At 67.9% G+C, this 20,063-nt stretch carries 20 protein-coding genes and 4 pseudogenes; 10 read left to right on the top strand and 14 right to left on the bottom strand.

From position 1 onward, the window contains the following. Window positions 1–66: 66 nt before the first annotated feature. The 7 genes from J7I98_RS42420 to cynR all read right to left on the bottom strand — a co-directional run bounded on the left by J7I98_RS42420 (window position 67) and on the right by cynR (window position 6,626). A complete protein-coding gene (locus J7I98_RS42420; protein WP_285438139.1) occupies window positions 67–201 on the bottom strand; it encodes a hypothetical protein in 135 nt (44 codons plus the stop codon). Window positions 202–317: 116 nt separating this feature from the next. Next, window positions 318–1,154, bottom strand: coding sequence for an urease accessory protein UreD (locus J7I98_RS37725; protein WP_214929585.1), 837 nt, complete (start codon window positions 1,152–1,154; stop codon window positions 318–320). Then, entirely contained in the window at window positions 1,151–1,852 is a 702-nt protein-coding gene (ureG, locus tag J7I98_RS37720; protein ID WP_214929584.1) for an urease accessory protein UreG, read from the bottom strand. The genes J7I98_RS37725 and ureG overlap by 4 nt, the downstream gene beginning before the upstream one ends. A 26-nt stretch (window positions 1,853–1,878) precedes the next feature. Further along, window positions 1,879–2,553, bottom strand: a complete 675-nt coding sequence (locus J7I98_RS37715) for an urease accessory protein UreF (RefSeq protein WP_214929583.1) — start codon at window positions 2,551–2,553, stop codon at window positions 1,879–1,881. A gap of 75 nt (window positions 2,554–2,628) precedes the next feature. Continuing rightward, on the bottom strand, window positions 2,629–4,515 hold the full coding sequence (locus J7I98_RS37710; RefSeq protein WP_251021777.1) for an urease subunit alpha: 1,887 nt from the start codon (window positions 4,513–4,515) through the stop codon (window positions 2,629–2,631). A gap of 62 nt (window positions 4,516–4,577) precedes the next feature. Beyond that, a complete protein-coding gene (locus J7I98_RS37705) occupies window positions 4,578–5,258 on the bottom strand; it encodes an urease subunit gamma (protein WP_214929581.1) in 681 nt (226 codons plus the stop codon). A 453-nt stretch (window positions 5,259–5,711) separates the two neighbouring features. Further along, the gene (gene cynR, locus J7I98_RS37700; RefSeq protein WP_214929580.1) at window positions 5,712–6,626 is read right to left on the bottom strand and encodes a transcriptional regulator CynR; all 915 of its coding nucleotides are present in this window, start codon (window positions 6,624–6,626) and stop codon (window positions 5,712–5,714) included. A gap of 126 nt (window positions 6,627–6,752) precedes the next feature. Between cynR and J7I98_RS37695 the strand changes: the two are divergent. Together J7I98_RS37695 and cynS are read left to right on the top strand one after the other, a co-directional pair. After that, window positions 6,753–7,359 (top strand): annotated as a pseudogene (locus tag J7I98_RS37695) (carbonic anhydrase). A 145-nt stretch (window positions 7,360–7,504) separates the two neighbouring features. Next, window positions 7,505–7,975, top strand: a complete 471-nt coding sequence (cynS, locus tag J7I98_RS37690; RefSeq protein ID WP_214929579.1) for a cyanase — start codon at window positions 7,505–7,507, stop codon at window positions 7,973–7,975. 452 nt (window positions 7,976–8,427) lie between these two features. On the opposite strand, the gene J7I98_RS37685 is transcribed toward cynS, so the two are convergent. Beyond that, window positions 8,428–10,632 carry an endonuclease gene (locus J7I98_RS37685; protein ID WP_214929578.1) on the bottom strand — a complete coding sequence of 735 codons (2,205 nt, stop codon included), beginning with the start codon at window positions 10,630–10,632 and terminating at the stop codon, window positions 8,428–8,430. Between the two features lie 325 nt (window positions 10,633–10,957). Between J7I98_RS37685 and J7I98_RS37680 the strand changes: the two genes are divergently transcribed. The 3 genes from J7I98_RS37680 (at window position 10,958) to J7I98_RS37670 (ending at window position 13,928) form a co-directional block, all read left to right on the top strand. Then, complete coding sequence (locus J7I98_RS37680) at window positions 10,958–11,386, top strand: peptidoglycan-binding protein (RefSeq protein WP_214929577.1); 429 nt, start codon at window positions 10,958–10,960, stop codon at window positions 11,384–11,386. Window positions 11,387–11,424: 38 nt separating this feature from the next. Then, window positions 11,425–11,691: a peptidoglycan-binding protein gene (locus tag J7I98_RS37675; RefSeq protein ID WP_214929576.1), complete on the top strand. Its 267-nt coding sequence runs from the start codon at window positions 11,425–11,427 to the stop codon at window positions 11,689–11,691. 191 nt (window positions 11,692–11,882) lie between these two features. Beyond that, window positions 11,883–13,928, top strand: a complete 2,046-nt coding sequence (locus J7I98_RS37670; protein ID WP_214929575.1) for a serine protease — start codon at window positions 11,883–11,885, stop codon at window positions 13,926–13,928. A gap of 322 nt (window positions 13,929–14,250) precedes the next feature. Here the strand turns inward: J7I98_RS37670 and J7I98_RS37665 are convergent, their stop codons facing one another. From J7I98_RS37665 to J7I98_RS43195, 5 genes are all read right to left on the bottom strand, one after another. After that, complete coding sequence (locus J7I98_RS37665; protein ID WP_214929574.1) at window positions 14,251–14,637, bottom strand: VOC family protein; 387 nt, start codon at window positions 14,635–14,637, stop codon at window positions 14,251–14,253. After that, on the bottom strand, window positions 14,634–14,927 hold the full coding sequence (locus J7I98_RS37660; protein WP_214929573.1) for a helix-turn-helix transcriptional regulator: 294 nt from the start codon (window positions 14,925–14,927) through the stop codon (window positions 14,634–14,636). Before J7I98_RS37660 ends, J7I98_RS37665 begins: the two co-directional genes overlap by 4 nt. Window positions 14,928–15,171: 244 nt before the next feature. Beyond that, a complete protein-coding gene (locus tag J7I98_RS37655) occupies window positions 15,172–15,396 on the bottom strand; it encodes a hypothetical protein (RefSeq protein ID WP_214929572.1) in 225 nt (74 codons plus the stop codon). Next, window positions 15,393–15,803: an FG-GAP repeat protein gene (locus tag J7I98_RS37650; protein WP_214929571.1), complete on the bottom strand. Its 411-nt coding sequence runs from the start codon at window positions 15,801–15,803 to the stop codon at window positions 15,393–15,395. The genes J7I98_RS37655 and J7I98_RS37650 overlap by 4 nt, the downstream gene beginning before the upstream one ends. Window positions 15,804–15,813: 10 nt before the next feature. Further along, window positions 15,814–15,936: a hypothetical protein gene (locus tag J7I98_RS43195; RefSeq protein ID WP_374225218.1), complete on the bottom strand. Its 123-nt coding sequence runs from the start codon at window positions 15,934–15,936 to the stop codon at window positions 15,814–15,816. Between the two features lie 49 nt (window positions 15,937–15,985). On the opposite strand from J7I98_RS43195, the pseudogene J7I98_RS37645 reads away from it, so the two are divergent. Next, a pseudogene (locus J7I98_RS37645) lies at window positions 15,986–16,075 on the top strand (IS5/IS1182 family transposase); the annotation flags it as partial. A 164-nt stretch (window positions 16,076–16,239) separates the two neighbouring features. Continuing rightward, a complete protein-coding gene (locus J7I98_RS37640) occupies window positions 16,240–17,085 on the top strand; it encodes a MerR family transcriptional regulator (RefSeq protein WP_214929570.1) in 846 nt (281 codons plus the stop codon). A 49-nt stretch (window positions 17,086–17,134) separates the two neighbouring features. On the opposite strand, the pseudogene J7I98_RS42755 reads toward J7I98_RS37640, so the two are convergent. Then, window positions 17,135–17,236: pseudogene (locus J7I98_RS42755) on the bottom strand (IS5/IS1182 family transposase); the annotation flags it as partial. Between the two features lie 311 nt (window positions 17,237–17,547). Here J7I98_RS42755 and J7I98_RS37630 point away from each other — a divergent pair. The 3 genes and pseudogenes from J7I98_RS37630 to J7I98_RS41880 form a co-directional block, all read left to right on the top strand. After that, window positions 17,548–18,882 (top strand): LPXTG cell wall anchor domain-containing protein, encoded by a 1,335-nt coding sequence (locus tag J7I98_RS37630; protein WP_214929569.1) that lies wholly within the window; start codon window positions 17,548–17,550, stop codon window positions 18,880–18,882. Between the two features lie 186 nt (window positions 18,883–19,068). Continuing rightward, complete coding sequence (locus J7I98_RS37625; RefSeq protein WP_214929568.1) at window positions 19,069–19,734, top strand: 1,4-alpha-glucan branching protein; 666 nt, start codon at window positions 19,069–19,071, stop codon at window positions 19,732–19,734. A 37-nt stretch (window positions 19,735–19,771) separates the two neighbouring features. After that, window positions 19,772–19,888, top strand: a pseudogene (locus J7I98_RS41880) (transposase); the annotation flags it as partial. Between the last annotated feature and the right edge of the window lie 175 nt (window positions 19,889–20,063).

Here is a 20,063-nt window from a genome sequence, read left to right as displayed (position 1 = left end):
TGTCGGCTGCGGCAGGCGGTTCGTCGACCGAAACCCCGGCCGACCAGGACTGTCGGTCAGTCGGTCTCACAGTTCGGCGACCGGATCACCGAACTGGCCCAGGTTGGCCGAAGCGTTCAGGGCGCTCATGGCGATCAGGGGCAGCGAGCCGGTCCGCTGGGCGGTGACGCTCTCTCTCGGCCTGAGGCCGACCCTCCTCATAGCCGCTGTCGGCGGAACCCTGTGACTGCTCTGGCTACTGCCCTCACCGATACCCGTATCCGCCGCCGGGCCATGGCGGAGCGGCGGGCTACGGCTCCCACCGCAGGGGACTCCCGTCACATTCCCTTCAGCGCGTGCTGCCTACTGTGGCGGGACTGGCGGGAGGTGGCCTGTGCGGTGTCGAGGAGGCGGCGCAGGCGGCGGCCGTCCGGAGCGATGGCGGTAACAAGCGCGGCAGGCCCGGCAAGAGGTGTCAGTACGGCTTGGCCGTCTTCCGGGGCGTTGTCGAGGAGTTGGACTTCGGGGGGTTTGTTCTCGTAGGACGGATCGACGATGAGGAGTTGCCCGGTCGCGCGGTGATCGCCGAGGACGGCTGGGCCGTCCCAGCCGGGTGCGCCCGGTCCGTACTCGGCTTCCTGGTCGAGCAGAATGCGTCCACCGCGTCGGACGGTGAGTCGCGTGGCTACGTGGCCGGGTGGTTCTCCCGTGCGTCCGAGGATCTGTTCTTCGCGCAGTACGAGCCGTGCTGTGGGGGCGAGGTCGACGGTCCAGGTCTGCCGCAGATTGCTGCCGGCCGCACAGATCAACGGCTTGGGCAGCCAGTGGAGTTTCGCGTGCTCTTCTACGGTCAGCTGGACGTCGTAGGTGGCGTGCTCGGGGGTCGGGCCCCGCAGAGCGAGGGTCGCGGCGGCGGAGGTGATGTGCAGCACCGCGCCCTGCTGGGCGGTGGCTTGGATGCACAGCCGGTCGCCGCCGAGGGGGGCGCTCATGGCACCGACGACGCACACCCGCGTCTCGGTCCCTCGAGAGCGCAGGCGCCGTAGTTCGAAGGGCCCGTCGCCTTCGAGGACGGGCAGGGTGGTGGTGCCGCCTCTGGTGGCTGCCGTGATGCGGGCGATTGCGTGTACGCCTGTGGCAGCCCGCTGGGCGGTTGGTGGGCTTGTGAGGGTCATGCGGGGCCTGCGGTCCAGTTGCTGAGGCGTTCGCGGATCCAGTCGGCGACCGGTTTGACGCCGCCCTCGTTCTTGAGGGAGGTGAAGGCGACGGGGAGGTGGCCGCGCTGGACCTTGGCGTCGCGGGCCATGCGCTCCAGATCGGAGCCGACGTGGGGTGCGAGGTCGGTCTTGTTGACGACGAGGAGGTCGGCGGTGGTGACGCCGGGGCCGCCCTTGCGGGGGATGTCGTCGCCGCCGGCGACGTCGATGACGAAGATCTGCGCGTCGACGAGGCCCTTGGAGAACGTGGCGGTGAGGTTGTCACCGCCGGATTCCACCAGGACCAAGTCGAGCCGGCCGACCTCGTCCTCCAGGTCCTCGACGGCTTCGAGGTTGGCGGAGATGTCGTCGCGGATGGCGGTGTGCGGGCAGGCGCCGGTTTCGACGGCCTTGATGCGCTCGGGCGGCAGGACCGCTTCGCGGAGCAGGAAGTCGGCGTCCTCGCGGGTGTAGATGTCGTTGGTGACCACGGCGATGGACACTTCGTCACGCAGGGCTCGGCACAGGGCGGCGACGGTGGCGGTCTTGCCCGATCCGACCGGTCCGCCCAGGCCGATGCGCAGGGCGCGTCGGGTGCCCTCGGGGCGCTGGGGGTCGGCGGCGCTGTAGGTGTGCCGTTGGTGAAACTTCTCGTCGAGATCGTGGTCGAGGTGCATACGAACTCCTGTCGTGGTGTGGGTGGTCAGGAGGCGAACAGGCGTACCGGCCAGGCGGCGTGCTGCTGCGCGGTGATGTCGAGCAGCGGCGCGGAGGCAGCGGGCAGCGCGCCGATCCCCTCCTCCGGGATGCGCTGGGCAGCTGCGGCGGCTGCGGCGGCGATCTGGTCGAGGTCGGGGGCCAGGCGGGCGAGGACAGCGGTGGCGTCGAACGGGTCCAGGCTCAGTAGCCGGACCACCGCCGTGGCCGGCCCGCTGACGCTTTCGTACGCCGCCGCATACGCGGCATCCAGCGGCGCCAGCCCGGCCGACCGGGCGGCCAGACCCAGTACCACCGGCTGGTGCGCGCCCTGCGGCCGGGCCGCGGCCAGTTGGTCCAGCTCGGCCGACGGCCAGGTGGCGCGGGCCGCCCGCATCATCTGCCGCCCGAGTTTGCGGGCGGTGGCCCGCAGTGCCTGCACCGGGGTGCGGGCGTCGGCGGCCTCGTCCAGTTCCAGCGGATCGTGGCCGGCGGCAGCCGCGGCGGCCAGTGCCGCCGCGACCAGGCCCGCGGTGTGCAGCCGCCCCCGGCAGAAGTGCTTCAGCGAGTCCGCATCCTTGATACGACCCGCGGCCACAGCCGGTTCGGCTCCGCCGGAGTGCGCGTGCCCTCCGGCGGGGAACCGGCCGTCGGCCAGGACGAACAGCGCGGCGCGGTTCATCTTTCGCAGGTCACCTTTCACTCCTGTTGTCCATGGCTCACCTTTTGCGTCGCCCGGCGGTGCTCCTTCGAGGTTTCAGAAGAGGAAGTACCGCTGGGCCATGGGGAGTTCAGAGGCGTAGGCGCGGTCGACGATCTGGTCTTCGACGAATGTCGTCACGTCCGTCACCTTCGCGCCCCCGGCGATGACCTCGTAGGTGTCGGGGTCGATCGAGACGTCGGGGGTGGCGTTGTTCTCCTTCATGTGCTTCTTGAAGACGCCGCGTGTGCTGGTGATGGCCTTGAACTGCTTGTTCAACTTGCGCCCCTTGGACAGGCCCTTCTTGATGGCTCGTTGGGTGACGAAGTTGTAGGAGATGGAGCCAGGTGCCAGGCCCGTGGCTCCCCACATGGGGCGCGGCAGGACGGGCTGCGGAGTGGGGATGGACGCGTTCGCGTCGCCCACCTGCGCGTACGCGATCTGTCCGCCCTTGATGACCAGGTGCGGCTTGACCCCGAAGAACTTCGGCTCCCACAGCACCAGGTCGGCCAGCTTGCCGATCTCCACCGACCCGACGACGGCGTCGATTCCCTGGGCGATGGCCGGATTGATGGTGTACTTCGCGACGTACCGGCGGGCGCGCCTGTTGTCGGCCAACGGCGGCTCAGCCTCCGGCGTCTTGTTCTTCGCCTTCTTGCCCTTCGGCTTGTCCTCCGGCAGGTCCTCCTCCAGGAAGCCGCGGCGTTCCTTCATGACGTGCGCGGTCTGCCAAGTACGCATGATCATCTCGCCGATGCGGCCCATGGCCTGGGCGTCCGACGACATGATCGAGATGGCACCGAGGTCGTGCAGAATGTCCTCGGCCGCCATCGTGGAGGGCCGGATACGGGAGTCCGCGAAGGCCAGGTCCTCCTCGACCTTCGGGTTGAGGTGATGGCAGACCATCACCATGTCGAAGTGCTCCTTGACCGTGTTGACGGTCAGGGGCCGGGTGGGATTGGTGGAGGCGGGCAGCACATTCGGCTCGCTCACCATCTTGATCATGTCGGGGGCGTGGCCACCGCCGGCCCCCTCGACGTGGAAGACGTGGATGGACCGGTTCTTGATGGCCTTGATGGTGTCCTGGACGAAGCCGGCCTCGTTCAGAGAGTCGGCATGGAGCGCGAGCTGGACGCCGGTCTTCTCGCAGATCTCCAGGCACTGGTCGATGACGGCCGGGGTGGCACCCCAGTCCTCATGGACCTTGAAGCCGATGATGCCGGCGTCCACCTGGTCGAGCATGGACTCCTTCGACATGGTGGCGCCCTTGCCGAGCAGCCCGATGTTGACCGGGAAGGCGTCCAGCGCCTCAAACGTGCGGTCGATGTGCCAGGATCCGGGCGTCACGGTGGTGGCGGTGCTGCCCTCCGCCGGACCCGTGCCGCCGCCGATGAGTGTGGTGACACCCGCGGCCAGCGCCTCACCGACCTGGTCGGGGCAGATGAAGTGGACGTGCGTGTCGATCCCGCCGGCGGTGAGGATCCTGCCCTTGCCCGCGATGACCTCGGTGTCCGGACCGATGACGAAGTCAGCGGGCGTCGGACCGATGCTGTTGTGACTGACCCCGTCCTCGTGCAGACGGTTCATCGTCTCGGGGTTGTACGCCTTGCCGAGCGCGACGATGTTGCCGTCACGGATGCCGACATCAGCCTTGACGATGCCCCAGTGGTCCAGCACGACAACGCCGGTGATGACGGTGTCGGGCGGCAGGACACGGCTGTCGGCGGCTTTGCTGGTCTTGCCCTTGCCCGGGTCGCGCGGCGCGATGGACTGCCCCATCGATTCCCGGATCACCTTGCCGCCGCCGAAGACCATCTCGTTGCCGCTGCGCCCTGGGCCGCCCGACCAGTCGTCCTCGATCCTGATCCGCAGCGCCGTGTCGGCGAGGCGGATACGGTCGCGGGTCGTCGGGCCGAACCGGTCCGCATAGGCGGCGCGGGTCAGGGGGTCGAAAGGCTTCGGCTCTTCCTGGCAGCAGGAACAGTCGGGGCACTCAGCCGTGGAATTCACACCCGCTCCTTGTCGAACGAACCCTTGGTCTTGTCGAGCGAGCCCTTGACCTTGCCGCGCAGACCGTGGACCACGCGCTCGCCCTCGATGGGCACGAGCTCGACCTCCTGCTCGATGCCGGGCTCGAAACGTACGGAGCTGCCGGCGGGGACGTTCAGACGCTTGCCCCACGCCTCCTTGCGGATGAACTCCAGCCCGTCGTTGGCCTCGGCGAAGTGGTAGTGGGAACCGACCTGGACGGGGCGGTCGGTCGGGTTCTTGACCATCAGCTTCGTGACCTTGCGGCCCTCGTTGAAGACCACAACCTCGTCTCCCTCCTGCGGGGAGAAGTCGACCTTCCCCGGACAGACGATCGGCTCTTCGTCCTTGCCCACTTCAGGGAAGGGATTGTGGATCGTGACCAGCTTCGTGCCGTCGGGGAACGTGGCCTCCACCTGCACGTTCTCGATCATCTCCGGGACACCTTCCATAACCCCCTCCCGGGTCAGCAACTTCCGCCCGGAAGACATGAGGTCGGCCACGGTCCTGCCGTCCCGGGCCCCCTCAAGAACATGCACGATCAACAGCGCCATCGTCTCGGGGTAGTTGAGCCGCACCCCCCGGGCCCGCCGCTTCTCGGCGACATCCGCCGCCACATGAATCATCAGGCGCTCTTGTTCGTGTGGAGTCAGGTGCATGCCCCTACCCTGCGTTCGCCCTGCCCAGAGCTTCTGTCCTGGGCTCCGGTGCTGGGACTCGGCGATGACCATGGACAGCCGGGGGTGGAGTCTCCATGACCACACGCCCGCGCCGTCGGCGCATCACAGCTTCCTTGGCCATCCGGCCCCAACCCCCTCGTGAGACGAGCCTGGTCATTCGGACAGAGCCGGAAACGACGCGCAGCCAGGCCGCACTCGTATGAGTGACAGACGAAACGATTCGCTTCAAAGCGAGGCACCCAGCGCTTCCGCTTCCTCGGGCTCAACTCCGAGCCTCGCAACACAGACGATCTCCTCGCCTGGCGGCGCTACCCGGACCTGTCGGTCCCGGTCAACTACGTGCTCGAGACCGCTCAGACCCGCCTCCTGCTCGTCGACGGCATCCAGCGCGTTACCCCCGAGCTGCCGGTAGGAGCCGGAGGGGCCGCCGCCTCACGCCGATCGGGGTGGAGTGTATCCGCGGGTGTCGACGAGGTCGTGGGTGAGTTGAGCGAAGGCGCGTGAGGCGGTGCTGCGGTAGGCGCCTTCGCGCTGCAGGAGGGCGACGCTGCGGGCGGGCAGGGGTGGATCCAGTGAAACGGGGGTGAGGTGGGGGTGATCGTGGGTGATCGCGTCGGGCAGGACGGTGGCCAGACCGGTGCGTTGGACGATTTCGGTGAGGGCCTGGATGGAGTTGGCCTCGACCGCGATGCGGGGGGCGATGCGGTGGTCGGTGAGGTAGGCGTCGATGTGGCCGCGGGTGGCGAAGTCGCCGCTGAGCAACGCCAGCTGTTGGTCTGCCAGGGCTCGGACCGGTAGGGGCTCCGGCGGCGTCCAGCTGTGGTGGGTCCCGGCAACAAGGCTGAGGGCTTCGGTGAACAGTGGGGTGGCGGTGATACCGGGCAGGTGGGAGCCGGCGAAGGCGATGCCGAGGTCGAGGTCGTCGCCGAGCAGCCCCGCTTCGATACGTTCCTGGGCCATCTCCACCAGGGTCAGGCCGACCCCGGGGTGGCGGGCATGGAGCTCTGCGGCGAGCGGACCGATGAGGTAGGCGGTGAAGGTGGGGGTGACGCCCAGCCGCAGGTGGCCGCGGGAGAGGTCCTGCACGTCGTGGACGGCGCGTTCGGCGGCGGCCAGGTCACGCAGCGCACGCCGGGCGTGGTCGGTGTAGACGGCGCCGGCGTCCGTGAGTCGCACGGTGCGGCCGGTGCGGTCCAGCAGCTGCACGCCGAGGGCGCGTTCGAGCTGTTTGATCTGCTGGGACAGGGTGGGCTGGGAGATGTGCAGGTCTTCGGCGGCGCGGGTGAAGTTGCCGTGTTCGGCCACGGCGAGCAGATAGCGCAGGTGACGCAGTTCCAGAGCGACCATATACAGAACTATAGATGCCGTCGATAGCAGTCATGGCAAGGAGCTCTTGGACACTATAGATGCAGGTCATGCACAGTGGATCGCACCAGCCCACTGAGGCTGGTAGCCACCGAAGGGAGTGACCCTATGCCCGATCTCGCCGACGGCATCGCCCGTTTCCAGCAGGACGTCTTCCCGGCCAAGGCGGACCTCTTCGCCCACCTGGCCGCGCACCACACGCCGCACACGCTGTTCATCGGCTGCTCGGACGCCCGTGTCGTACCGGAGCTGATCACCCAGGGCGAGCCGGGTGAGCTCTTCGTCATTCGCACCGCCGGCAACCTCGTCCCCGCCTACGCCCCCGGCGCCAACGCGGTGACGGCGAGCATCGAGTACGCCGTCGCCGTGCTGGGCGTATCCGGCATCGTCGTCTGCGGGCACTCCGCCTGCGGAGCGATGACCGCCCTGGCCGAAGGCCACGACCTCAGTGGCGTGCCGGTGGTCGACGGCTGGCTGCGGCACGCGGACGCCGCCCTGGCCCGTACTGCCGGGCATGGAAGCAGGCCCGGAGAAGGTAGGGGCCCTGGTCCGGCAGAACGTGTACGCGCAGCTGGCGAACCTGGCTACCCACCCCTCTGTCACCCGGGCTCTCTCGAAGAAGAAGGTGACGCTGCACGGCTGGGTCTTCGACATCGCCACCGGGCGCGTCGAAGCACTCGATGCCACCAGCACGGGCACCGCCCTCGCATCCTGACCGAGGCCCAGAACCCACCCGCCCCGGCGCCTGCCGCCGAGCTCTTGACACGGTCCCGCCCGCAGCGCGGCATTCGGGCCCCCAAGAACCTGCCATTCCGCTTCTTCCCACGCGGACCGGCACCCCCCGGAAAAGGAGCCCTCTCATGGTGCATGCCCAGTTCGCCCCCCACGCCCGCCAGGCCCTGGCGGCTCAGGCCGTGGCGGCCAAGACCCGCAAGAACCTCACCTGGCAGCAGATCGCCGACGCCTCCGGTTTGTCGGTGGCGTTCACCACCGCCGCCGTCCTCGGCCAGCACGCCCTCCCCGAAGCGTCCGCGAAGGCCGTCGCCGAGCTGCTGGGGCTGGACGAGGACGCGGCGATGCTGCTGCAGACGATCCCCACCCGCGGCTCGATCCCCGGCGGCATCCCCACTGACCCGACCATCTACCGCTTTTACGAGATGCTCCAGGTCTACGGCACCACGCTCAAGGCGCTGGTCCACGAGCAGTTCGGTGACGGCATCATCTCCGCGATCAACTTCAAGCTGGACGTGAGGAAGGTCGCCGACCCCGAGGGCGGCGAGCGCGCCGTCATCACCCTGGACGGCAAGTACCTGCCGACCAAGCCCTTCTGACCCGCGCGGCGCGCTTGACACCGGGGCGGGCCGCACCGGCCCCGCCGCTAACACCCGCACCGGACAACTGAGCGCTTCACCTGGCGAAACCTGCCAGGCGAGGTCCCCCGTTCGTGTGGTGTGCTGGGTACTTCACGGTGGTGGGCCGGCTGGGGCGACACGCCGGGTTCGGGCGCGTTTCGCCCGGGTGAGTGAGCGGCGTCTCCATCACTGTGGGGATCGCGCGCTGGGGCCAGTGCCCCGAGCCGCGGCGACGACCGCTTGAGCGCCAGCCCCGCATCCGGTCCGCGCCGGCACAGCCGCCTCTTCCGAAGGACGAAGGCAGAAGCACTCACGCGCGCCCACGCAGCAGGTTCGTCGACCGTCGCCCACGAGCTGATCACCCTGGGGCCGGCCACACAGACGACGCGCCTCCGTACCGCGACTTGCCGAGGGGACCGTGACAGCTCTGCTCATGACCAGACACCGGAGAAGTCGATGTTCCGAGCCCACTCCGGGTGGTCTATCAGAGGATTGCGGTTCCCCTGTATCTCGGCGATGGCTGCGTTGCGATGCAACTCGTACTCGGTCACGGGCTCGTTCTCGTGCCAGTCCAGGAGGACGGGCAGCCGTTCTTCGGGGAACTCCTGCGCCGTGTCACCGACGGTCTTGGGGTACCGCAACAGGAAGTACAGGGTGGCTCTGGCGACGGCCCCCCTGCTGTGTTCGGGCTCGAAGCCAGCCTTCTCGCGCATGCCGCAGTCCTCCCGTACGACCTCGTCGAAGCCGGGGAAGTCGATGTACGGGATGTTCCCGCGGAAGCTGTTGCATTCCGGTTCGCAGGCGAACAGATGGTGCAGGTCACCCCGCATGGGCTCCCGCTTGGCGAACCAGGACTGCGGGACGACATGCTCGCAGTTGAAGGGCAGCGACGCCTCCAGGGCGTCCAGCTCCGCGGCGAGTTCGGCCGAGCCCGCCGTGCTCTCGCGCAGCAGGAACTCCTGCAGACCCTTGAGCCGGGCCGCCTCAGCGGCGGCGTCGGCCCTGATGAGTTCCTCCGCGGTGAAGGTCTTGCCGGAGTAGACACTGCGCAGGAGATGGTCGGGGTGAAGGTCCACCCAGGGGTAGAGCATCCGTGAAGGTGCGTAGGAGGGGCGGCGCTCGTGGGTCTCCTCCAGCAGGTCGGTCAGCGCACGGCGCAGCGCGTTGCCGTTCACGCTTTCGTCGATGCTCGCGTAGTAGGCGTCTCGCGCGGCGCGGTTGGCGTCCCCGTCGTAGTAGACGCGCCCCTCCCCCAGCTGCAGGTTACGCAGGGCCGCGTGCAGGTCCCGCTCGGCGGCAGCGGCGGCAGAGCTGCCGTCCACCTGCCCTGCAGCGACCGTTCCGAGCGAGGGCAGACCGGCAACGGACTGAGCTCGGGTGGGCTGTTCGGGGGTCGGCAGATCGACGCCGATCGTGATCCGCAGCGGCACGGTGAGGCCCACGGCAGCGCTGGACGTCAACTGCGTCGAACCGTTCAGCGGTTTCGGCGCGAACCCATCGGCTGCCGGCCTTGCTGTCGCTGCCGCTGTCGTCTGCAGCGCGCCCTCGCTCGGTCGCGGTGTGGCCGGTGGCTTGAACAGCTCGTCCCGCAGCCGGGCTGCGTTCCCGGTCAGCGTGAGTCGGCTCAGCGCTTGCAGTACGCGGCTGATGCGCACCCCTTCGTTGGCCTTCCACGCCATCCGGTGCTCACCCATCCCCGGCCGCCACACTGTTCCGTCGATGGCCAGGGGACGGCCCTCGCTGTCTGTCTTCGGCACGGCCGAGTGGTGCAGGGCGACAACTTCCCACTGGTCGTTGAAGACCGGGGATCCAGAGGAGCCCGGCGCGGTATCGGTTGCGTAGTGGGCGAACTGGTCGAGCAGATCGACGATTTGGTTCTCGCGCAGCGCGAGCTGTTTCGGCTCGCCGTTGGGGTGCTGAATGATGTTGACGAACTCCCCGAGGATGACCTTGCCCTGCGCCGCGTCCAGGAACAGCCAGTTGAAATCGGCGAGCTGCGCCCCTTGCTGACTGACGCCGGCCACAGCGACCACGCTGAAATCCAGGTCGCGGTCGGTCGCGAAGAACCTCTGGGGCTCGAGTGCGAAGGTCACGGGGACGAGGGGGACACCGTCAAGCCCCGCCTGGAAGTTGAATTCGATGACGGCGCGGCCTGCTTCCTCAGGGCTCCGCAGCACGTGGTTGTTCGTCATCAGGAGCGAGGGGGACACCATGAATCCGGTGCCATGGTGCCCGCCCGCCGGCGCTCTGACGGTTACCCGTCCGATCGACCGGGCAGCCAGATACCCTCCCTCCAGGAATGCCACTCCCGTGAGATTGTTCCGTCCCATCAGGCGTTCCAGGCCGAGTACATCGGCGCCGAAGGTTTCCGGTGTCAGCGGGAGAGTGCTTCCCGTCGATGTGGAGGGCTCCGTCGGTATCCGTTCGATCGACCTGGCGAGTGACCAGTCGGCGTTGAGCCGCGCCAGTCGCTTCTTGACCCGATCCGGCTCGTCGGCATAAAGCACGCCCCGGCGGTCGATGGTCCGGCGGGTTTCCTCGCGCTGTGCGGTACGGCTCTCGAAGCGCTTCCCGGCTTCCTCCAGCTGTGCCAGGTAATCTGTTTCCGCCTCGGAAATGTACTCTGCGGTGGTCATGAACGCCTCCGTGGTTCTCAGGTTCTCCCTTCCATTGTGTGCACCGGTTTCTACAATTTCCTCTCGAGGCCCTCTTCTCGCGTGACCGTGGTCGCCAATTCAAATGTCACCTGGTCAATCACCCGTTTTCGTGGTGTCCGGGTCCGAAGGCCGCATCGATGCCCTTGCCCCGGTAACTCCCCAGATCGCGGCGACCCAGATCACCCCGTCGCCGATGAGGACGCCAAAAGGCCTGCCCAGGCACGGGTCTTCTGCACATCGTTGTCCATTGGAGCCTCCGGATCCTCCACATGCACGCGACGATGGATACGCCTAACATAAAAATATGGGAACAGAAGGCGCGTACTACATAGTCGAGACAGGCGACACGTTGTACGAACTTGCCCAAAGGTTCGGTACCACGGTCGAGCAGCTTCAGGCGTGGAACAACATTCCAGACCCGAACAAAATCAAGGTCGGCCAACGGCTGATCGTGAGGCAGGACCAGTCCGGCTACATTCCCTTCCCGGGAGCCGGGTGGTTCAAGAGCCAACCGAACAGCCCCATCATCAGCATGATGGGAGTTCGCCTGATCGAAGAGGGGTGTTCGGAATACGGTCCGGGTGGCCCACCGTCCCAATGGAACCCGCAGCACCGTGACTCCTACGCCATGTGGCAGCGCAAGCTCGGGTACAGGGGCACGGACGCGGACGGCTGGCCTGGAGAAAAGTCGTGGACCAAGCTCCGGGTCCCCTCGAGCGAGGTCTACGCGTAGGTATTAGAGTCACGCGTAGGTATTAGAGGAGGCTCCGAGTGGGCACTGAGATCTGCAACCACACCAAGTCCCGGCCAACGGTCAAGCGCGGCTCGTCAGGTGCAGCGGTAAAACAGGCGCAGTGCTACCTGAACAATTCGCTCAGGGATCAACGACTCGCCGAGGATGGAATCTTCGGGCCGGTCACCGATGCCGCGACACGGAAATTCCAGAAGTGCGCGGAGATCACGGTCGACGGCATCATCGGAGCCCAGACCTGGTCGCACCTGACCTTCTGGGCCAATAGCGCGGACTTCGTGTGCTGAACGCACGGCGCTTCCCGCCCGGGTGCGCCGGCTTCGGCCCCGGGTGCGCCGGCTTCGGCGGGGCCTGATCCGCGGAGGCGCGACCACACGGTCCGCAACCCGATTGCACCTCTCCCTGTTGCGCTGCACGTCCAGCAGTCGCCTGCTGGAGAAGGCAGGTACATCCCCGGGACAGGACCGGAGGGTCAGGCATGGCAGTGACGGGCAGCCCACGCGCAGAACGGCTGAAGCAGGCCGAGGCCGCAGCCGAGCGGTATCGGCGGACGAGCACCGAGCGTCACAACGTAGAGCGGCAGTTGGACGCCGGGGTGAACTTCCCGGACTCACCGGAAGCGATCGCCGTCCGCGCCGCACGGCTGCTCGATCGGCAAGCGGTGTCCGCCGCGGCGGCGGTGGAGAGCATCCGTGAGGAGCAGCTGACCGCGCCCGCCGCGTACGAACGCATCCTCGGCCTGTCCAAGGAGCTGCAGGCATGGAGCTTCCTGCCGCGCGGCGCACGCGCGGCGTGCACCGTCGCCCGGATCTCGGCCCGGGAGAACGGCCGTGAGCTGCCGATCGGCACCGGCTTCCTGGTCTCGCCCCGCCTGCTGATGACCAACCACCACGTCCTGCCCGACGCAGCATCCGCGCAGCAGTGTTTCCTCGAGTTCGACGCCCAGGTCACCATCGACAACACCCCCGGTGTGTCGACCCGACTGGAACTCGATCCCGGCGCCTTCTTCGTCGCGGACGAGCGGCTCGACGTCGCCCTGGTGCTGGTCCGCCCCGCCAGTGACAACCAACCGCCGGGAGACGTGTTCGGGTGGAACCGGCTCAGCGCCCAGCTCGGCAAGCTGGTCATCGGCGAGCCGGTGAATGTCATCGGCCACCCCATGGGCCGCCTCAAGGAGATCGCCGTCCGCGACAACGCACTTCAGGTCCGACTGGACGACTTCCTGCACTACAGGACCGACACCGAGCCGGGAAGTTCCGGCTCACCAGTCTTCAACGACCAGTGGGAAGTGGTGGCGTTGCACCACAGCGGTGTGCCGGAGAAGGACGAGCAGGGCCGCACTCTGCGCAAGGACGGCAAGGTGTGGCAGCCCGGCGACGGTGACGACGCCACCGCATGGGTGGCCAACGAAGGCGTACGCATCAGCTCCATCCTCAAACACCTCGCCACTGTGCCGCTCGATCCGGCGCGACGCGCTCTGCTGGCCGAAATGGGCCCGGACTCGGGCCTCCAGGAGGCCGGCGCGGCGCCGCAAACGGCCCCCCTGCCGTCAGTGGGCGCCATCCCTGCCACCGCCGCACCGCGACCCGCGCGCGAGACCACCGTCGCACGCGCCGGCCTCCGCCCCAGGGAAACCGCCTTCGGCGGTAGCCGGCACCTCGTCTTCCTGCACGGCAGGAGCCAGCAGGGCAAGGACCCCGAGAAGCTCCGTCGGGACTGGTCCGCCGGGCTCAACCACGGGCTCACACGTGCCGGGATCGCACCGATCGACCCGGCGGACGCCTGGTTCCCGTACTACGGCGACACACTGGTGCGGGGTGTCCACCAACAAGAAGCCGTCCCCCGCCCGTTCGTGGAGATGACGGCCGGCCTGGTGGCGGAGGCGTGCGCGCCCGCCGGTCCGGCCAGAGGCACCTACGAGCAGCTCATCGCCGAGGCGGCGGCGAACGCAGGAATGCCGCGTGAGAGTGAGCTGGCAACCGAGCGGTTCGGCGGCTCGGTGGTCGGGGTGCTGCAACGGCAACTGAGCTGGCTGGCCGCCAAGACGGACGTGGACGAGTGGGTCATCGCCACGGTTCTCCGTGACGTCGCCGCGTACCTCGACGATCCGGAGGTCCGGGACGCGGTCCTGGACACCGTGCTCGCCTCGATGCCCACCTCCGGCGAGCTCGTCCTCGTCACCCACAGCCTCGGCACCGTCGTCGGCATGGACCTCATCACCCGGCTCGCGCCGGAGGTGGACATCGCCCTGCTCGTCACAGCCGGTAGCCCCCTCGGGCTGGACACCGTTCACCGCCGGCTCCTCCTCGGCGGTCCCAAGCGTCCCGAACGGATGTCCCGCTGGGTCAACGCCTGGTGCCCGACCGACGCCGTCGCCATCGGATGCCCGCTCGGCGGCAGCTGGAAGGGCGAGCTGACCGACCTGGCCGTCGCCAACGCTCGCGACCGAGCGCACAACATCGAGGAGTACCTCACCCACCCCGAGGTCGCCGCCGCGATCGGGCACATCATCGGCGCGGCGTGACGAGACAACCCAACGCGCACCAACGGGGCACCCCTCCCCATACGAGGCGACGGCCCGCGCTCCGCCGCCTGCGAATTGCCGGAGGGACTACTGGCCGGTCGGTGATGCGGTTCGCCCGGTTCAGGGCCGATGAGTACTCGGTGACGTGCGCCGGGGCGGCGGCCAGACCGGCCAGTGTGCCGACTGCGATGGCCGTGGAAGTGACAAGGTGCTTACGCACGTGAGGTCCCCCCTCAAAAGTCTGAAGGGCAGAGGCTCCAGACGACACGAGCAGCCGGTACGGCACCGAGGCTTTGGAACGGCTGGCGCCTGCGCCGGGGCCTTACTTGCTGTGCACGATCTGGATCAGGTTGCCGCAGGTGTCGTCCAAAACCGCAGTGGTGACCGGGCCCATCTCCAGCGGCTCCTGGGTGAATAGCACCCCGAGCTCACGCAGCCGGTTGAACTCCGCATGTACGTCGTCCACGGCGAAGGAGGTGGCCGGGATGCCGTCTTGGACCAGCGCGGTCTTGTACGGCTGCACCGCGGGATGGCCGGAGGGCTCCAGCAGCAGTTCGGTCCCGTCGGGATCTTCCGGCGAGACCACGGTCAGCCACCGGTCCTCGCCCAGCGGGACGTCGTGCTTCTTCACGAAGCCCAGCACGTCGGTATAGAAGCGCAGGGCCTTGTCCTGGTCATCGACGAAAACACTGGACAGGTGGATCTTCATAGGGCGCTCTCCGGTGCATCGGGCCTGAGCCATCGGGTCACGATGCGCTCAAGGGGTTCGGTGTTCAGATCGTGGAACTTGTAGCGGCCCTGGCGCCGCGAAAGAACCAGACCCGCGGATTCCAGTACGGCCAGATGCTGGCTGATCGCCTGGCGGGACAGCCCCAGACCGTGTTTGGTCACCAGCCGTGTGCAAATCTCGAACAGGGTCTGGCCGTCCCGTTCCACCAGCTCATCAAGGATGCGCCGACGGGTGGGGTCGGCCAGTGCCTTGAATACATCGTCCGCCATAACCAACACCATAGGCAAGTGGCAGCTTGCCTATCAAGTCAGGTGCTCCGACGTTTCCTGATCGAAGAGACACGCCCCAGTGCTGGAAACTTGCCCAATACTGCGCCGCAGATGCTGTGACCGGCACGGTCCGGCTGCCCATTGATCTGGGCATGGGTGGGGACGTCACGGTTGATGAGGTGCACTGGGCGGCTGGTCTGGACGCTCTCCCGTCGTGGTGCGCGGATGCGGCACGACGCGGACGTCAGCGATGGAAGGCGGCGCCGAAGCGTGCGCCGGGCACGGGCGCCGCGAGCGTGCGCGGTCCGAAGTTCACCGACCTGGTCCCGGTAACACCGGAGGTGATACCGGGGAAGACCCACACGGCCCCGGAGCCGCTGTTCTCCTCCGGCGCCGAGACGGCGACGTGCCCGCCGACGACAGCGGTGCGGCTGCCGAACCGGTCACCGTTCTCGGCCGTACCGGTCACCCCGGCCGTGTTCTGGCTGAGGACCTGGGCCCGGTGCCGGCGAGACCCGCCGCGCTCCCCCTGAGGACGGCGAAGGTGCCGGCGTCGGTCCGGCCGACGAGGTCCTCGCCGGGGACACCGGCGACGACGTCGGCGTAACCGTCGCCGGTGACGTCGCCGACAGAGACATCGGTGCCGAAGCGGTCGCCGCTCTCCCCTGTCCCGGGGACGCCGGGAGTGTTCTGACCGATCAGTGTGGCCCGCGGCGCGAGCCCGTCCGCCGTGCCCCGCACCACGCCCACGAGACCGCCGCCTGCCGCAGTGCTGCGACCGAAGACGACATCCTGCCGACCGTCGTCGTCGATGTCGCCGATGGCGACGCTGTCCGCGGACACGGTGTCGGGGTTGGCGATGAACCGCCCTGTCACCAGGCCGTCCTCAGTGCCTTTCAGCAGTTGCAGATGGGGCGGCGGGATCGTCCCCCCCGTCGTCCGAGTCCCACGAACCGCTGCTGACCACCAGGTCGGTTGTGCCGTCGCCGTCCACATCGCCCGCTTCCATCGCGTAGATACGGACGTCGAAGTCGATGAGGGGTCCGGTGCGGGCCGCTCCACCGAAACGCCGTAGACCGATCCGGCACCGAACCTACGGGGCCCTGGGCCGTTCACGGGGTGGACTGACCTGCAAGATCCACCTCAGCTGTAGTGAGTGACGACGGTGCCGGCGGATCGCGCGGCGTAACCCCGGAAATCACACGGCCACGCGTGTTTGTGTCCAGTGCCCCCACCGGACACTTGGCTGCTCGCTGCGCCACACAGCCTCGGCGCTTGACCTTGTAGTTGCTGCAAGGGGGAACATGGCGCCATGTTGTCCATCAGCGAATTCAGTGAAATGTGCAATCTGCCGCCGCAGACGCTGCGGTTCTACCACTCCGAGGGTTTGCTCCTCCCGGCCGACGTCAACGAGCAGACCGGCTACCGCTCGTACACGTTTGAGCAGGTCGAACAGGCCATGCTGATCACCGTCCTACGCGGCACGGGGATGAGCGTCAAGCTCGTCCGGCGTGCTCTCGACGAGCCGGACGCGGCACCCGCCCTGCTGCAGCAGCACAGTACGGAAGTACAGCTCCAGCGGCAGGCCCAGGACGAGGCGATCAGCGAAGCTCACGAGTTCTTCAACTCGTGGCCGCAGGCGCGCCTGCGTCACGCACCCGAGATGACAGTGGTGTCGAAGCTGGTACCCGGCCCGACGGCTGGGCCTAACGAGTTCGACTGGGACGAAGCCGATGCCGCCGTCACCGCCACCGTTCAGGAGGTGGTCAAGGCCGTGGCGTCGTGCGGAGCCGTTGTGTCGGGGACCCCTTGGCGAGCCTTGGCAGCCGAGACCCCGGAGCAGAAGAGGCAGATCCTCACCGGCGAGGGGCCGTGCTGGCTGGTGAAGGTCCCCGTCACGGCGGACGAGAAAGCGGTCGCCGCTCTGCCCGGCGACGTCGAGGTGCAGACCTTCGAGGCTCGGGACGAACTGTCGATATTCATCCCGGGCAAGAGCTCGATGGCCAAGTACGGGACCGCGCTCTCGCGCCTGGTCATGCATCCCCTCGACGCCGCCTGCGTCGACATCTCCCGCATGCGCCATCTGCTGCACGACGAAGGCGTCGAAACCACCGCGGCAATCTGCAAGCTCGACGGGACCAACGCTGACGGCACCTGACGAGCGGATGCCCGTGCGCACCGAGAAGCATCAAGAGTGCTCGCATCACCCCGCGCTCGGCCACCACCCGCACCAACTTGCGGAACACCCCAGGCTGCAGACCCGTGAACGATGCGATCCACTTCGTCCGGGACGCCGAGAGCACCCGCACCGCACCATGATCGCCTTCCGCACCAGCCAACCGTGATCACCGAGTTACGATCGTCACGCCGGCCTTCTCGTACGCTGCATGTTGTTCTTCGCTGGACTCCTCGCCGGGGTCCAGATCCGCTCCATCTTCCGCTCCCGCCGCGGCGGGAGGCCGGCGATCTTCTTCTCCAGCGGAGACAGATCACCCGGGTCATCGGTGCAGTCGGCGCAGAAGGCACCCGAGTCGGAGTGATCTTCCGTACAACCCTCCGGTCTCGCCAGAGGTCTGGCTTCTCGCAACTGCTTTCCGGCAGACGCTTTATGTTCGCCTACATGTCACACAGAGGGACCCGTATGAAGAACGCCCTTGCCGGCCGTCGCTCGCTGCGCGGTGGAGTCGGCGCGGCCGGTGCCGCTGCCCTGGTCGCGCTGGCGGCCGCCCCCGCCCTCGCGGACGAGGCCGGGCCGGACATGGCCGTAGGGAAGCTCGCTCCGATAACAGGGGTGAAGCCCGGAAGCAGCCCGGAGATACCGCTCGCGTTGAAGAACAAGGGCACTGAGCGGGCCGAGCGCGTCTGGGTGTACCTCCGCGGCTCGGCGGGGCTGGACTTCGCCAAGCAGCACTCCAACTGCACATACGCGGAGTCTGGCGGCTACGACGAGATGCCGGACGCGTACGACGCCATCTGTGCCGTGGAACAGGCGCTGGAGCCCGGTGTGGTGTACGTGCCCGAGAAGGCGCCGCAGTTCAACGTCCAGGACAGGGCGTTGTACGAGAGGTTGAGCGTGTCGGTCTACCTTGAGGATCCGGGCTGGTCGGACTCCGACGGGACCGGCGAACCGGTGCAGGGCACAGGGCCGGCGCTCAAGCTGGTCGAGCGGAAGGCGGCCGACCCGGGCTCCGACGAGGACTACAGCAGTGCGTCGACGCACCCGCTCGTGACCGCCGACAACACGGCCGACTTCTCGCTGACCGGTGGCAAGCTGAAGGGCAAGGCCGGCGAGACGATCACCGCCTCGTTCCAGTTCGCCAACAAGGGCCCGGCCTGGGTCAACATGAACCGGGTGGTGAGCACTGGGGCTCTGACGATCAAGGTTCGGATTCCGGCCGGTACGACCGTGACGGAGGCGCCGCGCCCGTGCAAGAAGGTGAAGGCGGGCGAGTACGCGTGCATGAACCAGATGGGCTGGGTGAGTGAGAAGAGCGCCTGGCCCTACCGCTTCCGCCTGAAGATCGACAAGGTCGTCCCGGGTGCGACGGGCACGGCGTCGTTCGTCAAGGCCGAGACGCCCTTCGACAAATACCTGGCGAACAACACGGCGGAGATCGTGCTCAACGCCGCGTCGGGGACTACCAGCGGCGGTTCCGGATCCTCCTCCACGGGGGGCTCCTCGTCCACCGGCGGCTCCGGCTCCTCGTCCACGGGCGGCTCCACTTCCTCGTCCGGTGGTGGTTCGGAGTCGTCGTCCGGCGGCAGCTCCGGCTCCGCGTCGTCGTCGGCCGGCGGTTCCTCCTCGTCCACCGGTGGCTCGGGCGCCTCGACGGACGGCGGCGACCTGGCCGCCACCGGCTCGGACAGCACCCTGCCCATCGCGGGCGCGGGAGCCGCGGCGCTGGTGGCGGGTGGCACCCTCTACTTCGCGGTGCGCCGCCGCCGCGCGTCGTAAGACCCGGCACAGAGACCGGCACAGAACGGGGCCCTCCCATTCCCTTGAGGCGATGGGAGGGTCCCGGGCCCACTCGGTCTAGGGGCCTGTCTCGTCGATCATGTCCGGCCGCACCACTCTGTTGGCGCCGCACAGGTGGGAGGGTGTGAGGGCCCCGCATTCGCTCAACGAAAGAGATCTTTTGGCATGGCCGTCATCCACCACACCGCCCTTAAACCGACCAAGCTGGAACTGCTCACCTCCTGGCTCCCCTCCCGCCCGTGGTACTGCGGCAGCGCAGGCGAGCCAGAGTTGGCCAAGTCCGGCGGCTTCCGACTGGACGACCCGCAGGGTGAGGTGGGGATCGAGCTCATCGTGGTCACCGACACCTCCGGCCCTCACCCGACCACCTACCTGGTTCCGCTCACCTATCGCGGCGCCCCGCTCGACGGGGCAGAGCACGCCCTCGTCGGCACCATGGAGCACGGGGTGCTGGGGCGGCGCTGGGCCTACGACGGCTGCCACGACCCGGTGCTGGTCGCCCAGTTGCTTGCCCTGATCGAGGGCCGGGTCCAGGCCCAGGACCAGAACACCAGCGACACCCCCGACCGGGAAGTCACCTGCTCCTACAACGGTGAAGGCTCGACCTCGGCGGCCTTCACCACCACTGCTACCGACGACCACGAGGGCACCAAGCTGACTGTCCCGCATGGCACAATCCTCCGCTTGCACCGGGCCCTACGGCCCGCCCAAGATGGCCCGCCGTTCCTTCCGCAGGGAGCGACCGGCCACATCTCCGGTTCCTGGCGCATGCTGGATGGCACCCGGGCCCGGGGGCTGTTCGCCGTCCTGCAGACGGGCTCCCGGGCCTAGCAGTGTCTTCTCGAGCAGACGATCTGTTATTCAGGTCATGCTCAGCAGGGGGGATCTGACCGACGGCGAGTGGGCCGTGCTGAAGCCGCTGCTGCCGGTCAGCAACAATCGGTGCGGCCGATGGCGGGGCCACCGGCAGGTGATCAACGGGATTCCCCCCCTTGTGCCCCTCAGAGGTCTGGGACGCCGAGATGTCCAACTCCCCTTTGATGCACCCGTCTTGTGGCGGGTTCGTCGACGCTCAACCTCCCCGTCCCACACATTCCACAAAACACATTTACCGAGACTCGCGACAAGAGCGATAATGCTAAGGCCTGTCCCGTAAATCA

The sequence above is a fragment of the Streptomyces sp. ISL-98 genome (genome assembly GCF_018614055.1).
GTDB lineage: Bacteria > Actinomycetota > Actinomycetes > Streptomycetales > Streptomycetaceae > Streptomyces > Streptomyces spiramyceticus.
This window is presented reverse-complemented; position numbering and strand designations above follow the sequence as displayed.

What these genes read in the sequence shown, in the direction of transcription:
- J7I98_RS42420 (WP_285438139.1), bottom strand. Translation starts at nt 201, where the DNA reads ATGAGGAGGGTCGGCCTCAGGCCGAGAGAGAGCGTCACCGCCCAGCGG.
- J7I98_RS37725 (WP_214929585.1), bottom strand. Translation starts at nt 1,154, where the DNA reads ATGACCCTCACAAGCCCACCAACCGCCCAGCGGGCTGCCACAGGCGTA.
- ureG (WP_214929584.1), bottom strand. Translation starts at nt 1,852, where the DNA reads ATGCACCTCGACCACGATCTCGACGAGAAGTTTCACCAACGGCACACC.
- J7I98_RS37715 (WP_214929583.1), bottom strand. Translation starts at nt 2,553, where the DNA reads ATGAACCGCGCCGCGCTGTTCGTCCTGGCCGACGGCCGGTTCCCCGCC.
- J7I98_RS37705 (WP_214929581.1), bottom strand. Translation starts at nt 5,258, where the DNA reads ATGCACCTGACTCCACACGAACAAGAGCGCCTGATGATTCATGTGGCG.
- cynR (WP_214929580.1), bottom strand. Translation starts at nt 6,626, where the DNA reads ATGGTCGCTCTGGAACTGCGTCACCTGCGCTATCTGCTCGCCGTGGCC.
- cynS (WP_214929579.1), top strand. Translation starts at nt 7,505, where the DNA reads ATGGTGCATGCCCAGTTCGCCCCCCACGCCCGCCAGGCCCTGGCGGCT.
- J7I98_RS37685 (WP_214929578.1), bottom strand. Translation starts at nt 10,632, where the DNA reads ATGACCACCGCAGAGTACATTTCCGAGGCGGAAACAGATTACCTGGCA.
- J7I98_RS37680 (WP_214929577.1), top strand. Translation starts at nt 10,958, where the DNA reads ATGGGAACAGAAGGCGCGTACTACATAGTCGAGACAGGCGACACGTTG.
- J7I98_RS37670 (WP_214929575.1), top strand. Translation starts at nt 11,883, where the DNA reads ATGGCAGTGACGGGCAGCCCACGCGCAGAACGGCTGAAGCAGGCCGAG.
- J7I98_RS37665 (WP_214929574.1), bottom strand. Translation starts at nt 14,637, where the DNA reads ATGAAGATCCACCTGTCCAGTGTTTTCGTCGATGACCAGGACAAGGCC.
- J7I98_RS37660 (WP_214929573.1), bottom strand. Translation starts at nt 14,927, where the DNA reads ATGGCGGACGATGTATTCAAGGCACTGGCCGACCCCACCCGTCGGCGC.
- J7I98_RS43195 (WP_374225218.1), bottom strand. Translation starts at nt 15,936, where the DNA reads ATGGAAGCGGGCGATGTGGACGGCGACGGCACAACCGACCTGGTGGTC.
- J7I98_RS37640 (WP_214929570.1), top strand. Translation starts at nt 16,240, where the DNA reads ATGTTGTCCATCAGCGAATTCAGTGAAATGTGCAATCTGCCGCCGCAG.
- J7I98_RS37630 (WP_214929569.1), top strand. Translation starts at nt 17,548, where the DNA reads ATGTCACACAGAGGGACCCGTATGAAGAACGCCCTTGCCGGCCGTCGC.
- J7I98_RS37625 (WP_214929568.1), top strand. Translation starts at nt 19,069, where the DNA reads ATGGCCGTCATCCACCACACCGCCCTTAAACCGACCAAGCTGGAACTG.